The 14,308-nt window shown below is 71.7% G+C and carries 4 protein-coding genes; all 4 read right to left on the bottom strand.

Features of this window, described 5'->3' with window-relative positions; all coding sequences use genetic code 11:
• Positions 1 to 21 precede the first annotated feature (21 nt).
• From V1457_RS17820 to V1457_RS17835, 4 genes are read right to left on the bottom strand one after another with little or no spacing between them, the layout of a single operon-like run.
• A complete protein-coding gene (locus V1457_RS17820) occupies positions 22 to 411 on the bottom strand; it encodes a RidA family protein (protein ID WP_295145753.1) in 390 nt (129 codons plus the stop codon).
• 32 nt (positions 412 to 443) lie between these two features.
• Positions 444 to 5,486, bottom strand: coding sequence for an amino acid adenylation domain-containing protein (locus tag V1457_RS17825; protein WP_338595667.1), 5,043 nt, complete (start codon positions 5,484 to 5,486; stop codon positions 444 to 446).
• A gap of 34 nt (positions 5,487 to 5,520) precedes the next feature.
• Positions 5,521 to 5,742: an MbtH family protein gene (locus V1457_RS17830; RefSeq protein WP_295145757.1), complete on the bottom strand. Its 222-nt coding sequence runs from the start codon at positions 5,740 to 5,742 to the stop codon at positions 5,521 to 5,523.
• Positions 5,743 to 5,793: 51 nt separating this feature from the next.
• Positions 5,794 to 14,202 carry an amino acid adenylation domain-containing protein gene (locus V1457_RS17835; RefSeq protein ID WP_338595668.1) on the bottom strand — a complete coding sequence of 2,803 codons (8,409 nt, stop codon included), beginning with the start codon at positions 14,200 to 14,202 and terminating at the stop codon, positions 5,794 to 5,796.
• Between the last annotated feature and the right edge of the window lie 106 nt (positions 14,203 to 14,308).

The raw sequence follows: 14,308 nt of genomic DNA on the forward strand, positions 1-14,308 counted from the left end.
CTCGCTGCTCGCCTGGTGGGTTCACTCCGCGCGGTAAGCGTCGGCTTCGACCTCGATGAGCAGCTCCGGCAGTACCAGCCGCTCGACCTGGACGATCGTGCTCGCCGGTAGCACGTCGGCGAAGAACTCCCGGTGCACGGCCCCGATCCGGTCGAAGTGGGCCATGTCGGTGGCGAACAGCCGGGTCCGGACGACGTCCGCCGTCGAGGCGCCCGCCTGGCGCAGGGTCTCGGCGATGCGGCCGAGGGCTTCCCGCGTCTGCGCGGTGATGTCCGATCCGCCCACCGGTCCGTCGGGGCCTGCCGCGGTGCTGCCCGCGACCGAGATCCACGGCCCGACCCGCACCGCGCGGGAATAGCCGAAGCGGTCCTCGAGAGCGCTGCCACCGGAGACGCGCTGGTAGGTCGTCATGGAGGGTCTTCCCTTCTGCTGGTGACCGATGGTCAGGAGTCGTTCGGGTCCGGGGCCGTTTCGCTGCGGACGGCTTCCTCGGGCATCGCGGCGACCGCGGCGACGACGGCTTCCTCTACCGCGTCGGCGAGTGCCGCGATGGTGCGGTGCTCGAAGAGGGTGCGGGTGGGCAGGTCGATGGCGAAGGCGTCCCGGATGCGGGAGGTGATCTGGGTGACCAGCAGGGAATGGCCGCCGAGTTCGAAGAAGTCGTCGTGGACGCCGATGTCGTCCAGCCCGAGAACGCCGCACCAGAGCTGGGCGAGGATCTCCTCGTGGCTGCTGCGGGGCGGGGTGTACTCGCTGGACAACTCGGGCCTGCGCAGGACCGGTTCGGGCAGTGCGGCCCGGTCGACCTTGCCGTTGCGGGTCAGCGGGAGGGCCTGCAGCAGCTGCAGCGTCGCCGGGACCATGTAGTCGGACAGCTTGCTGCGCAGGAACTTGCGCACGTCGTCGGCGGTGGTGCTGGACCCGGCGGCGGGTACGGCGTAGCCGGCGAGCACCGTTTGCCCGCCCGCCGCTTCCACGACCTTCACCGCGGCCGCCCCGACCCCTGGAGCCGCGGTCAGCGCGGCCTCGACCTCGCCGGGTTCGACGCGGTAGCCGCGGATCTTGACCTGGTCGTCGGTGCGGCCGATGAAGTCCAAGGTGCCGTCCGGTTGCCAGCGCGCTCGGTCGCCGGTGCGGTACATGCGGGTGCCGGGGGCATCGGCGTAGGGGTCGGCGACGAAGCGTTCGGCGGTCAGGTCCGGTCTGGCCACGTAACCGCGCGCCAGCGCCGGGCTGGACACGTACAGCTCGCCGGGAACCCCGATGGGAGCGGGGTTCAGGAAGTCGTCCAGCACGTACGCGGAGACGTTCGAGACCGGCCGTCCGATCGACGGCAGCTCCGGCCACTGCGCCGAATCACCGGAGAGCACGGTCGCGGAGACCTTGTAGGTTTCGCACGAGCCGTACTGGTTCTCGACCACGGCGTCCGGGCCGAGCGCGGAGACGAAGTCGCGGACCGCGCCGGACAACCGCAGCGCCTCGCCCGCCATGATCATCTCGTCCAGCACGAGCGGCTGGCGGTCCGCGCTGCCCGGCCGGTGCGCCAGCGCCAGTTCCTCCAGCTGGGCAGGCGGCAGGTAGGCGCGCTGCACGCCGTTGTCCGCGAGCACCCGCAGCACCCGGTCGGCATCGCCCCGTTCCTCCTCGGTCGGCACGACCAGAGTGCCGCCTCCGATCACGGTCACGAAGAATTCCTGCAACGACACGTCGAAACCGGTCGTGGCCAATTGCGCGCACACCCGGGGGCGCGGGTCGAGCGCGAGTTGCCAGCCGACGAAATGCTCGATGGTGCGCGCGGTGAGCGTGATGCCTTTGGGCTCTCCGGTGGATCCGGAGGTGTAGACGATGTAGGCGCTGGTGTGCGGGTGGTGGGTGCGTGGGGGTGGTGTGGTGGGTTGGTCGGTGGGTGCGTTGGTGGTGGTGTGAATCGTGGTGGTGGGCGGCGTGAGCTGTTCGATTCGTTGCTGGTGCGCGGGGTGCGTGAGCACGAGCGGGGGGTTGGTTTGGTGGAGGATGTGGTGGAGCCGGTCGTCGGGCTGGTGCGGGTCGAGGGGGAGGTAGGTGGTTTTGGTTTTGAGGGTGGCCAGCAGGAGGGTGAACAGTTCGGGCCCGGGTGCGGTGCAGATGCCGATGGGGGTTTCGGGCCGGGTGCTGTGCTGCTTGAGGTGGTGGGCCCATTGGTTGGCGGCTCGGTCGAGTTCGGCGTAGGTGAGCTGGGTGGTGCCGGTGCGCAGCGCGATGGCGTCGGGTGTCGCCGCCACCTGGTGCTCGACCATGCTCGCGAGATCCCGCCCGACGGGTAGCTCGAACCCGTTCTGCCGGTTGAACGCGGCCAGCAGGGTGTGCCGTTGCTCGGTGCCGAGCATCGGAATCCGCGACAACCGGCACTCGGGGTCTTCGGCGATGTGGTTCAGCACGTTGCGGAAGTGCTCGAGGAAGCGCCGCGCGGTGGACTCGTCGAACAGGTCGACGCTGAATCCGAGGAACCCGCGCATTTCGTCCGGATATTCGTCGACCAGCAATTCCAGGTCGAAGCGCGTGCTGGCGGGCTCGGTCGCCACCTGTTCGACGGCGAGTTCCGCCGGGGCCTCGAATTCCAGCGAGTTGTCGAACACGAAGCACACCTGGAACAGGGGGTTGCGCGCCAGATCGCGAACGGGGGCGAGGTCCTCGACGATCCGCTCGAACGGCACGTCGTCGTTGCTGAAGGCGCCCAGCGCGCTGGTCCGGACCCGGGCCAGCACCTCGGTGAACGCCGGGTCGCCCGACCAGGAGACCCGCAACGGGATCGTGTTGACCAGGAAGCCGATCAATCCTTCGAGCTCGGGCCGGGAGCGGCCGGCCACCGGCGATCCGGTGACGATGTCCGTGCTCGCCGCGTTGCGCGCCAGGACCACGTCGAGCGCGGCCTGCAGCACCATGAACATCGTGGCGCTGTGCTGCCGGGCGACGTCGCGGAGCCGGTGCGTCAGCTCCCGGTCGAAGCTGAAGTGCACCCGCTGGCCGCGACCGGTCAGCGCCGCCGGCCGGTCGTGATCGGTCGGCAGCTCGAGCGCGAAATCGGCGCCGTCCAGCTCCTCGCGCCAGAACCGCAGTTGCTGCTGGGCCTGCTCGCCCTCCAGCCAACGCCGCTGCCAGTCGGCGTAGTCGGCGTAATCCACCGGCAGCTGCGGGAGCCGGGGCTGCGCGCCGGCGCGGAACGCCTCGTACGCGGCGGTGAACTCCTGCCACAGCACCCGCATCGACCAGCCGTCCACCGCGATGTGGTGGAAATTGATCATCAGCAGGTGGTCGTCGGTGCGCACGCGGAACAGCCGTGCCCGCAGCAGCGGGCCGGTGCCGAGGTCGAAGCCCGCGGCCGCGTCCTGCTCGACGAACCGCTTCGCGGCGGCCTCGGCTTCTGCCGGGCTCAGGTGGGACAGGTCCGCGACCGGGACCGGCAGCTCTCCGGCGGGTCGCGGGTGCTGCCGGGGACTGCCGTGCTCGTCGCGGAACGTCGCGCGCAATGCGTCGTGCCGGTGCCAGATCAGCTCCAGCGCCCGGGTCAGCGCGGTGGTGTCCAGGGCGCCGGTGATGTGCCAGAGGTTCTCCACGGCGTACATCGGGGTTCCGGGCGTGAGCTGCTCGATCAGCCAGATGCGCTGCTGCGCGAACGACAGGTCGGGTTCCTCGCCGCGGCGGCGGGGAATCGGCGGGAGTTCGTCGCGCGACGCGGAGTCGACCAGCGGGCTCAGCGCCGCGACGGTGCGGTGCTCGAACAGGGTGCGGGTGGGCAGGTCGACGGCGAACGCGGTCCGGATGCGGGAGATGACCTGGGTGACCAGCAGGGAGTGGCCGCCTAGTTCGAAGAAGTCGTCGTGGATGCCGATGTCGTCCAGGCCGAGCACGGTGCACCAGATGTGGCAGAGGATCTGTTCGTGGCTGGTGCGCGCGGGTTCGTACTCGCTGGACAGCTCCGGGCGGGACAGCTCCGGCGCAGGCAGCGCCCGCCGGTCCACCTTCCCGTTCCGGTTCAGCGGCATGTCCTCGACAACGGTCATGGCGGCCGGGATCATGTGGTCCGGCAGCTTCTCCGCGAGGAATTCCCGGATCCGCCGCACGGACGGCGCCGGGGCGGACAGCGCGACGTATCCGGACAGGACCTCCACCCCGCCGGTGCCCTCGACGACCGTCACGGCCGCTGATGCCACACCGGGGCACGCGGCCAAGGTCGCCTCCACCTCGCCGAGTTCGACGCGGTAGCCGCGGATCTTGACCTGGTCGTCGGTGCGGCCGAGGAATTCGAGCGCGCCGTCGGCCCGGCGGCGCGCTCGGTCGCCGGTCCGGTACATGCGGGTGCCGGGAACGGCGGCGTAGGGGTCGGCGACGAAGCGTTCGGCGGTCAGGTCCGCTCTGGCCACGTAACCGCGCGCCAGACCTGGCCCGGCTACGTAGATCTCGCCGGGCACTCCGGCCGGAACCGGGTTCAAGAACTCGTCGAGGACGTAGACCGGCACGTTCGTGATGGCGCGGCCGATCGACGGCGCCTCCGGCCAGTGCTCCCGCTGCCCGGACAGCAGCGCGGCGGTCGCCTCGTGCGTTTCCGAGGGACCGTACTGGTTCTCCAGCACCGCGCCGGGGGCGAGCGAGTGCACGAACTCGCGCACCGCGCCGGTGAGCCGCAGCGCATCCCCGGATACCAGGACCTCGCTCAGCGCGAGCTCGACCGGCCGCCGCCACCAGGCGTACGCGAGCTGGGTCAGCAACGCGGGGCCCAGGTAGAGCCGCTCCACCTGCTGTTCGGCCAGCAGCCGCAGCAGCGCGTCGGGGTCCTGCCGCTGCTGCTCATCGGCCACCACGAGGGTTCCTCCGCTGAGCCAGGTCACGAAGATCTCCAGCAGGGACACGTCGAACCCGATCGAGGAGAGCTGCGCGCCGGTTCGCCGTCCCCCGCCCCGGCCGAGCTGGAATTCGGCCGGATTCCGAATGGTGGCTTCGGTGAGCGTGATGCCTTTTGGCCGTCCGGTGGATCCGGAGGTGTAGACGATGTAGGTGCTGGTGTGCGGGTGGCGGGTGCGGGGCGGTTTCGTGGATTCGTGCGCGGGCGGGTCGGTGCGGGTTTGGATGGTGGTGCCGGACGGGGCGAGTGCGCGGATTCGTCGGTAGTGGGTCGGATCGGTGAGTACGAGCGGGGGGTTTGTCTGGTGGAGGATGTGGTGGATTCGCTCGTCGGGTTGGTGCGGGTCGACGGGGAGGTAGGTGGTGTTGGTCTTGAGGGTGGCGAGCAGGAGGGCGAACAGCTGGGCGTCGGGGCTCGCGCAGATGGCGATGGGGTTTTCGGGCTGAGCGTGGTGATTGAGGTGGTGCGCCCACCGGTTGGCGGTGCGGTCGAGTTGGGCGTAGGTGAGTCGGGTGGTGCTGGTGCGGAGCGCGACGGCGTCGGGCGTCGCCGCCACCTGACGCTCCACGAGATCGACCAGCTGTTCCGCTTCCGCGGGAAAAGACATGCTCACCTGCTCTCCGATCGGACCGACGGGCCGCTCATTCCGCCGCGGCGGAGTCGTCCATGGCGTTGATCAGGCTCTTCGGGCGCTGATCGGTCCAGTGCTCGCTGACGTAGGCCAGGCAGGTTTCGCGGGACGCCTCGGAATGCGCCACGGACCAGCCCTCGGGAACGTCCGCGAACGCCGGCCACAGCGAGTGCTGGCCCTCGTCGTTGGTCAGCACGAAGAACGTGCCGTCCGGGTCGTCGAACGGATTCATCCGTATTCCTTTCCGGTGTTTCCGGGGATCGGTGTTCTTTTGCTCGCGGGATCAGCGGGACGGGCGCCGAACGAGCGCGTCCAGCGCCGGACCGATTTCGGCGAGGTGCTCGGGGTGCATGATGTGCAGGTGCTCGCAGTCGATCTCGTGGCATTCGATGCGCCCGGTGACGAACGGTTTCCAGTCCGCTGAGCTCCAGCCGAACGCGCGCTGGTCGCGCATCGCGGCGAAGAAGGTCATGTCGCCGTCGAACGGAACGGGTTCGAAGTCGCGGGCGATTTCGGCGTTGGCCAGCATCACCCGGTGCACCGCGCGTTGCTCGTCCTCGTCGAATTCGAACCCGACACCGGACTGGTCCCGCAGCACGCCCGCGATGTCCGAGTTCTGCCGCAGCAGCTCCAGATCGACCCGGGCGGTGAGCTCCGGCGGGTAGCAGTCCAGCATCGCCAGCACCGCGACGTCCTGCCCGTCCTGCCGCAGCCTCGCCGCCATCTGATGTGCGAGCAGACCGCCGAACGACCAGCCCACCAGGTGGTACGGCCCCTCCGGTTGCACCGAGCGGATCCGGCGGAGGTAATGCGAGACCAGCTCGGCGAGACCCGGGACCTCGCCGTCGGCGGCCGCTTCGGCGGACAACGCGGGATGCTGCAGGCCGTAGACCGGCACGTCCGGGCCGAGATGCCGCAGCAGGCCGGCGTAGCGCCAGCTCACCCCGGCGGCCGGGTGCACGCAGAACAGCGGTGCCCGGGTACCGGTCGAGCGCAGCGGGAGGAGGGTGCGCAGCCCTTGGCGAGCGCCCGGCCGGTCGATGCGCTCGGACAGCTCGGCGACGGTGGGGGCCGCGAACACCTCCCGGACCGGCACCGCGACGCCCAGCGTCTCGCGGATCCGGTTGCGCAGGCGAGTGATCAGCAGCGAGTGGCCGCCGAGTTCGAAGAAGCCGTCGTCGATACCGACCTCGCCCAGCCCGAGGACTTCGGCGAACAGGCCGCACAACACCTCTTCCCGCGTGGTGCGCGGTCTCCGGCCGCTCGCCCGGGCAGCAGCGGCCGGGGCGGGCAGCGCCGCGCTGTCGATCTTGCCGTTGCGGGTCAGCGGCAGCGTGCTCAGCGCGGTGCAGGTCGACGGCACCATGTGCGCCGGGAGGCGGGCGGCGGCGAACGCCCGCAGCTGTTCCGGCGCGGGGGCCGCGCCGCTCGTCGCGACGACGTAGGCGTGCAGCCGCCGGTCGTGCCCGGCGTCGGTGTCCGCGCGCACCACTGCCCGCGCGACTTCGGGGTGCGCTGCCAGGACGGCTTCGACCTCGCCCGGCTCCACGCGGAACCCGCGCACCTTGATCTGGGCGTCCGCGCGGCCGAGGTATTCCAGCGTGCCGCTGCCGGTGCGGCGCATCAGGTCGCCGGTGCGGTACATGCGCGTCCCGGGCGGGCCGAAGGGGCAGGCGACGAAGCTCCCGGCGGTCAATCCGGGCTGGTCGCGGTAGCCGCGGGCGAGCCGGGCTCCGGCCACGTACGCCTCGCCGACGACCCCGAGCGGCACCGGTTCCAGCCGTTCGTCGAGCAGGTACACCGCCCCTTCGGGGATCGGGTCTCCGATGGCGCGCGGGCGCGCGTCCACGGATTGCGCGGTCAGCTCCTGCCAGGTCACGTGCACGGTCGTCTCGGTGATGCCGTACATGTTCACCAGCCGTGGCCGTGCGGTTCCGGTCCAGGACAACCACTCCCGGACCGTTCCCGCGTCCAACGCCTCACCGCCGAACACGACGCAGCGCAACGCGGGCAGCGCGTCCGCGGCTCGGTCGCGAACGGCCGCCGTCAGCTGCGCGAACGCCGAAGGCGTCTGGTTGAGCACCGTGACCCCGCGCTGCTCGAGCAGGTCGGCGAACTCCTCGGGGGAGCGGGCGACTTCCCGGGGCACCACGACCACGCGCGCTCCGTGCAGCAGTGGCGCCCAGATCTCCCAGACGGAGAAGTCGAACGCGATCGAGTGGAACCAGCTCCACACGTCGTCGGGGCGGAAACCGATCCCGGTGTCGGCTGCGGCCAGCAGGCTGAGCACGTTGCGATGGCTGACGACCACGCCTTTCGGTCGTCCCGTCGAGCCGGAGGTGTGCAGCAGGTAGGCCGCCGAGTCCGGAAGCGGCCGGGCAGCGGGCGCGTTCCCGGTGCCCGCCCGCTCCAGCTGTTGCACCGAGGTGTGCGGGACCCCGAGACCGGGGTCCGCAGCGCTGATCACCAGCACGGGGGCGACATCGGCGATCAACGACCGGATCCGCTCGGCCGGGTGCTCCGGATCCACCGGCACGTAAGCCGCCCCGGCCTTGAGCACCGCCAGCAGCGAGACGATGAGATCGGTCCCGCGCGGGAGCACGAGCGCCACGTACCGGTCCGGGCCCGCTCCGCGCTCGCGCAGCGCGGAGGCCATCGCGCTCGATCGTTCGTCCAGTCGCCGGTAGGTCAGCGCGCCCTCCGCGGAGTCCACCGCGATCGCGTTCGGTGCTCGGCGCGCTCGCTCCTCGAACACCGCCGGGATCGAGTTCTCCGGCACGGCGACCGCGCCCGGCACGGCGACCGCGGCGGCGCGTTCGGCCGGTTCGAGCAGGTCCACCTGGGACGGCCGGAGATCGGGGTCGCGGGCGGCGGCCCGCAACAGCCGCTCGAAACGGCTCGCGATCCGCTCCGCGGTGTCCGGATCGAACAGCTCGCGGCTGTACTCCAGCCCGCCGCGCAGCTCGCCGCCGGGGCCCCGCCGGGACAGCGCGAAGGTCAGGTCGAATCGCGACGTGCCGGTCGGCACCGGCTCGGCCTCGACTTCCAGCCCCGGAAAGCCCGGCGGTTCCGCGGCGCCTTCCTCGAACGCGAGCGCCACTTGGAACAGCGGGTGCCGGGCCATGGACCGGTCCGGGTTGAGCGCCTCCACCAACCGCTCGAACGGCACGTCCTGGTGGTCGAAGGCTTCGAGGTCGGTCGCCCGGATCCGTTCGAGCAGCTCCCGGAAAGTCGGGTCCCCGCCGGTGTCGGCGCGCAGCACCAGGGTGTTCACGAACAGTCCGACCAGGTCGTCGAGCGCGCTGTCGGCGCGCCCGGCCACCGGTGTGCCGATCGGCACGTCCGTTCCGGCACCGAGCCTGGTCAGCAGCGCGGCCGCGCAGGTGTGCAGGAACATGAACAGGCTCGCGTTCGCGGCGTGCGCGAGCCGTTCCAGCTCGTCCACGACCGCGGTCTCGACGGTGAAGTGCACCGTGCCGCCCCGGTGCTGCGCGACCGCCGGGCGCGGCCGGTCGGCTCCGAGTTCGAGTTCCGGCGCGAGACCGGCGAGCCGTTCGGTCCAGTAGGCGAGTTCGCGGGCGAGCACGGATTCGGGATCGTCCTCGGAGCCCAGCATTTCGCGCTGCCACAGCGCGTAATCCGCGTACTGCACCGGCAACGGCTCCACCTCCGGTGCGGCACCGCGGGCTCGTGCCCGGTAAGCGCGCACGAGATCCCGGGTCAGCGGATGCACCGACCAGCCATCGCCCGCGATGTGGTGCAGCACGATCAGCAGGACCGACTCGTGCGGCCCGAGCTGGAACAGCGTCGCGCGGATCGGCGGCTCGGCGATCAGGTCGAAGCCCTCTCCCGCCGCCGCGGCGAGTTCGCCGGGCAGCGCGGCCTCGGTGACCGGCCGTACCCGCACCGGCGCCTGCGCGTGCGGCTGCACCAGCTGCACCGGCTCCCCGTCCTGCTCCGGGAACACGGTGCGCAGGCTTTCGTGCCGGGCCACCACGTCGGCGAACGCGGCGCGCAGCGCCGCGAGATCCAGCGCTCCGGTGAGCCGCAGCGCCGCGCCCATGTGGTACGTGGCCGAGGGGCCTTCGAGCTGGTGGATGAACCACAACCGGCGTTGGGCGTACGACGTGGGCAGCGGCCGGGGACGGTGCCGGGGCAGCAACCGGGGGCGCGAGCCACCCGCGTCGGCGACTGCGGAGGCGAGGCCCGCCACCGTGGGATTGTCGAACACCGCTCGCGCGGTCAAGTTGATGTCCAGTTCCGCGGCGACGCGGCTCACCAGCCGGGTGGCCAGCAGCGAATGCCCGCCGAGTGCGAAGAAGCTGTCCTCGACGCCGACCTCGGCCAGCCCGAGCACCTCGGCGAACACCGTGCACAGCGCGGACTCGGTGGTGGTGCGCGGCCGTTGCGCCCGCGTCGTGCGCGCTTGCGGAGCGGGAAGCGCGGCCGTGTCGACCTTCCCGTTGGGGTTCAGCGGGAGATCATCGAGCACCACGATGGCAGCGGGCACCAGGTAATCGGGCAGCACGGCGGCCAGGTCCGCCCGCAGCCTGGGGATCGAGATCCCGCCCCGGGACCCCAGGGGAGTGTTCGCGTGTGCGGACGGGTCGGCCGACGGTCGCCGGGCGGGTCTGTGCGTGCCGGTCAGCGCGGTGGTGCGAGTGCGGTCCGCGAAGATGACATCGATCTTCTCGGGGCCGGTCCCGGACCAGCTCGCGACCACCGCGTAGCCGGCCGCGGCGCCCACTTCGCCGAACCATTCGAGTCCCGGGGCGGTGCGCGCTGGTGCCACCTCGCCGGTGGACAGCGTCGCGGCGCGGGCCAGGTCGGCGGCAAGCCGCGCGTTGGGCACGCCGCTGACCCGGATCACCTCGGGAGCGTCGGCGAGCAGGCCGCGCAGCCAGGATTCCGCCTCGTCGTGCGGAATTCCGCCGTCCGGCCACTCGTGCTCCGGCGCGTCGTCCGCGCGCGTCACCGCGGTAGGCCGGGTGTGCAGGACGACGTCGTAGCGGTAGCGGGTCATCTCGTTGTCGTGCCGGCCGCCGCGCAGCCGCACGTCGACTCCGGCCAGGCCCTCGGACTCCTCCAGCAGCGCGAAGAAGTCGGGGGAGATGACGAGTTCTTCCTCGGCGGAGATCGCCTGCTCCACCTGCTCCGGGGTGGTGCCCGGATCCTCGCCCGCCGCTGCTCGCGCCACCCTGGTCGCCGCGTGGAACAGCGGAAGCAGGTCGCGGTTGCGCACGTCGCCGAGGTGGACGCAGCCGCCGGGAGCGGTCAGCCGCAGCGCGGCGCGGATCACTTCGAGCAGGTAGGCGGCGCTCGGGAAGTACTGCACCACGGAGTTGATGACGACCGCGTCGAAGTACCGCTCGGGCAGCCCACCGGTGTCGTGCGCGGGCTGATGGCGCAGCTCGACCGCGCCGGCGAGCTCGGGGGCGGCGCGCACCCGAGCTCGCAGCCGCTGCAACGCGGTGGCGGAAACCTCGGTCGCCCAGTAGGACTCGCAGTGCTGGGCGACCTCGGCGAGGATCAGGCCGGTTCCGGCGCCGATCTCGAGCACCCGCCGGGGTTGCCGTCCGAGGACGTGCCGGACCGTGCGGTCGACCCACTCGCGCATTTCCGGGCGGGGGATGGGGCGGCGGGTGTAGCTGCTCTGCCACACGCCGAACTCGTCTTCGGGATCGTCGGTGTCCGACGCCGCAGCGGCGTCCGGGCCCGCGCCGCGCTGCGGGCCGGTCGCGTACGCGGAGTCGAAGACCTCGGCCCACTCCGCGACCTGGCGGTCGGTGCCGGCCCGTCCCGCGCGCACTTGCGCAGCCGGGGTCACGTACGCCACGAGTCCCTGCCCGCCCGGTGCGTCGGCACGGGGTACGACCGCGGCGCGACCCACCGATCCGTGCTCCACCAAGGCCGACTCCAGCTCGCCGGGCTCGATCCGGAAGCCCCGCAGCTTGAGCTGCTGATCGTTGCGCCCCAGGTATTCGAGCCGCCCGTCCGGGTTCCACCGGACCAGGTCCCCGGTGCGGTACATGCGTGCACCGCGCGGCCCGAACGGGCAGGCCACGAAGCGCTCCGCGGTCAGTTCCGGCTGTCCGCGGTACCCGCGGCCGAGGCCTTCGCCCGCGATGTGGAGCTCGCCGGTCGCGCCGACCGGGACCGGCCGCAGGAACCGGTCGAGCACGTAGACCTCGGTGTTGCGCACCGGTGCGCCGATGGTCGGCGCGGGGTCGGCGCGGTCCAGCTCGACACCGGTGGAGTAGATCGTGGTCTCGCTCGGGCCGTAGAAGTCGAACACCGCGCGGCCCCGCTCGCACATGCTGCGCGCGAGGTGGGCGGGCAACGCCTCCCCGGCGGTGATCATCCGCAGGCCGGTGAGCGAATCCGGGGAAGCCTCCAGCAGGGCGTCCCACAGGGAAGGGGTGGCCTGCATGGTCGTGGGCACGTCCGACTCCGCCAGCGCCGCCAGCCGCAACGGTTCCCGCGCCGTGCCGCGGGGAACCAGGTCCAGGGTGGCGCCGCAGATCAGCGGCAGGAAGATGTCCACCGCCGCGACGTCGAACGCCACCGTGGTCGCGGCGAGGAACCGGTCGCCCGGTGCCATCGGGAGCCGCTCGCGCACCAGCGCCAGCAGGTTGCCGAACCCGGCCCGGGTGATCATCACGCCCTTCGGCCGGCCGGTGGACCCGGAGGTGTAGATCACGTTGGCCAGCGAGTCGCGTGCGAGCGGCTCCGGCACGGTTTCCGCGGGGCGATCGGTGCCCGGGCGGTCGGCGATGTCCCGCTGCGTAGCAGGGTCGTCGAGGACGATCAGCGGCGTGGCCTCGTTCCGCCGGAGCGCGGCGGCGGTCTCGGCGGTCCCGACCGCGAGCACCGGCCGGGTCGCGTCGAGCATGAGCGCCAGCCGGTCGGCGGGTTGGTCGACGTCCAGCGGCAGGTACGCGGCGCCCGATTTGAGCACCGCGAGCATGGCCACGACCACGTCGGCGGATCGCGGTACCGCCAGCGCGACGACCTCGTCGGCCCCCGCGCCGCGCTCGATGAGCAGGTCGGCCAGGCGGTTCGCGCGCGCGTTCAGCTCGGCGTAGTCGAGCTGCTCCGTGCCGCAGCGCACGGCGGGCAGCTCCGGTCGCCGCGCGGCGATCGCGGCGAACTCGGCGAGCAGGTCGGCCGTCGGCGTGGCCCGGTGGCCGGTCCGGTTCCACTCGCGCACGACCAGCTCGGCCTCCGCCAGGGCGGGGACGGGCAGTTCGGACAGTCCGGCCGCGGGCCTGCGGGCCAGTGCCGCCAACGCGCTGCGGTAGTTCTCGACCAGGCGCCGCGCGGTTGCCGCCTCGAACAGGTCGGTGTTGTACAGCAGTGAGCCGACGAGTTCGCGGCCCCGCACTTCCAGCCGCATCTCCAGGTCGAAGCGGGTGTTGCGGAACCCCGTCTCGAGCCGTTCGACGGTGGCGCCCGGCAGTTCGGGCCGTTCGACCTCGCGGCCGCCGTCGAACCAGATCTGGAACAGCGGGTTGCGGTTGGCCTCCCGCCGCGGCGCGACCTCCTCCACGATGCGCTCGAACGGGATCTGCTCGTGGCTGTGGGCTTCGAGCGTGGTTTCGCGGACCACCTCGAGCAGCTCGTGCAACGTCGGGTCGCCGTCCCAGCGCAACCGCAGCGGGATCGAGTTCACGAAGAAGCCGATGAGCCGCTCGAGTTCGGTGGTCGAGCGGCCTGCCGCTGGGGTTCCGACGACGAGGTCGCCACCCGGGCCGTACCGCGACAGCGCGGCGGCGAAACCGGTCAGCAGCACCATGAACAGCGAGGCACCGTGCTCGTTGCCCAGCGCGCGGAGCTGATCGGTGATCTCGGCGGGGACCACGTAGCCGACCTCGTCCGCCTGTCCGCTTAGGACCGACGGGCGCGGGTGGTCGGTGCGCAGGGGGATCGGGTCGGGGGCGGCGGCGAGGTTTTCGCGCCAGTACCGCAGGTGCGGGATCGCCTCCGGGCCTTCCAGCCAGGCGCGCTGCCACGCGGCGAAATCCGGGTACTGGATCGGCAGCCGCGGCAGCGGGTCGGTCTCCCCCCGGGAGAACGCCCGGTACGCCGAACGGAGTTCGTCCCACAGCACCTGGATCGACCAGCCGTCCACGATGATGTGGTGCAGGTTGATCTGCAGGAAGTGGCACTCGTCCTGCCAGCGCCACAAGTGCGCGCGCAGCAGCGGGCCGGAGACGAGGTCGAATCCGCGCGTCGCGTCCTGCGCGACCGCGTCCCGGGCGAATTCGCGCGCTTCGCCGATCGAAGCCGCGGGAACCTCGGTGACCGGCAGCTCGAAGCCGTGCGGCGGGTCGATGATCGGTCGCGGTTCTCCGGCGCGGTCGGCGAAACGGGTGCGCAGAACGTCGTGGCGGCGCCACACGTGTTCCAGCGCCTGCGCCAGCGACGTGGTGTCGAGGGGGCCGTTGATCTGCCAGAGGCTTTCGACGGTGTACATGGCGGACCGCGGAACGAGTTGTTCGAGAAACCACAGCCGCCGTTGCGCGAACGACGCCTCGTCCGGCTTTTCCGGATCGCGCGGGGAGATCTCCGGAACGGGCGCAGAAGTGCTCGCAGCCCCCCGCAACCGCATTTCGACGAGCTTCCGTTGTTCCGCGGACAGCTCCCGGACGCGGGCATCGTTTCCGGCCGGCCTGCCAGAGTTGACCGTCATGGCGGCAACGATAGGCGAGCCGCGTCGAGAAGTGGTGCGCGTTCGGTGTCCGCCCGGGGCGCGGTCCGGTGTTCTCCCGCGCGCGGAAAAGCGCGAGGAGATGGCG

Source organism: Saccharopolyspora sp. SCSIO 74807 (assembly GCF_037023755.1).
GTDB lineage: Bacteria > Actinomycetota > Actinomycetes > Mycobacteriales > Pseudonocardiaceae > Saccharopolyspora_C > Saccharopolyspora_C galaxeae.

Bases quoted from the DNA above. Each gene is read 5' to 3' on its own strand.
- V1457_RS17825 (WP_338595667.1), bottom strand. From the start codon at position 5,486: ATGTCTTTTCCCGCGGAAGCGGAACAGCTGGTCGATCTCGTGGAGCGT.
- V1457_RS17835 (WP_338595668.1), bottom strand. From the start codon at position 14,202: ATGACGGTCAACTCTGGCAGGCCGGCCGGAAACGATGCCCGCGTCCGG.
- V1457_RS17830 (WP_295145757.1), bottom strand. From the start codon at position 5,742: ATGAATCCGTTCGACGACCCGGACGGCACGTTCTTCGTGCTGACCAAC.
- V1457_RS17820 (WP_295145753.1), bottom strand. From the start codon at position 411: ATGACGACCTACCAGCGCGTCTCCGGTGGCAGCGCTCTCGAGGACCGC.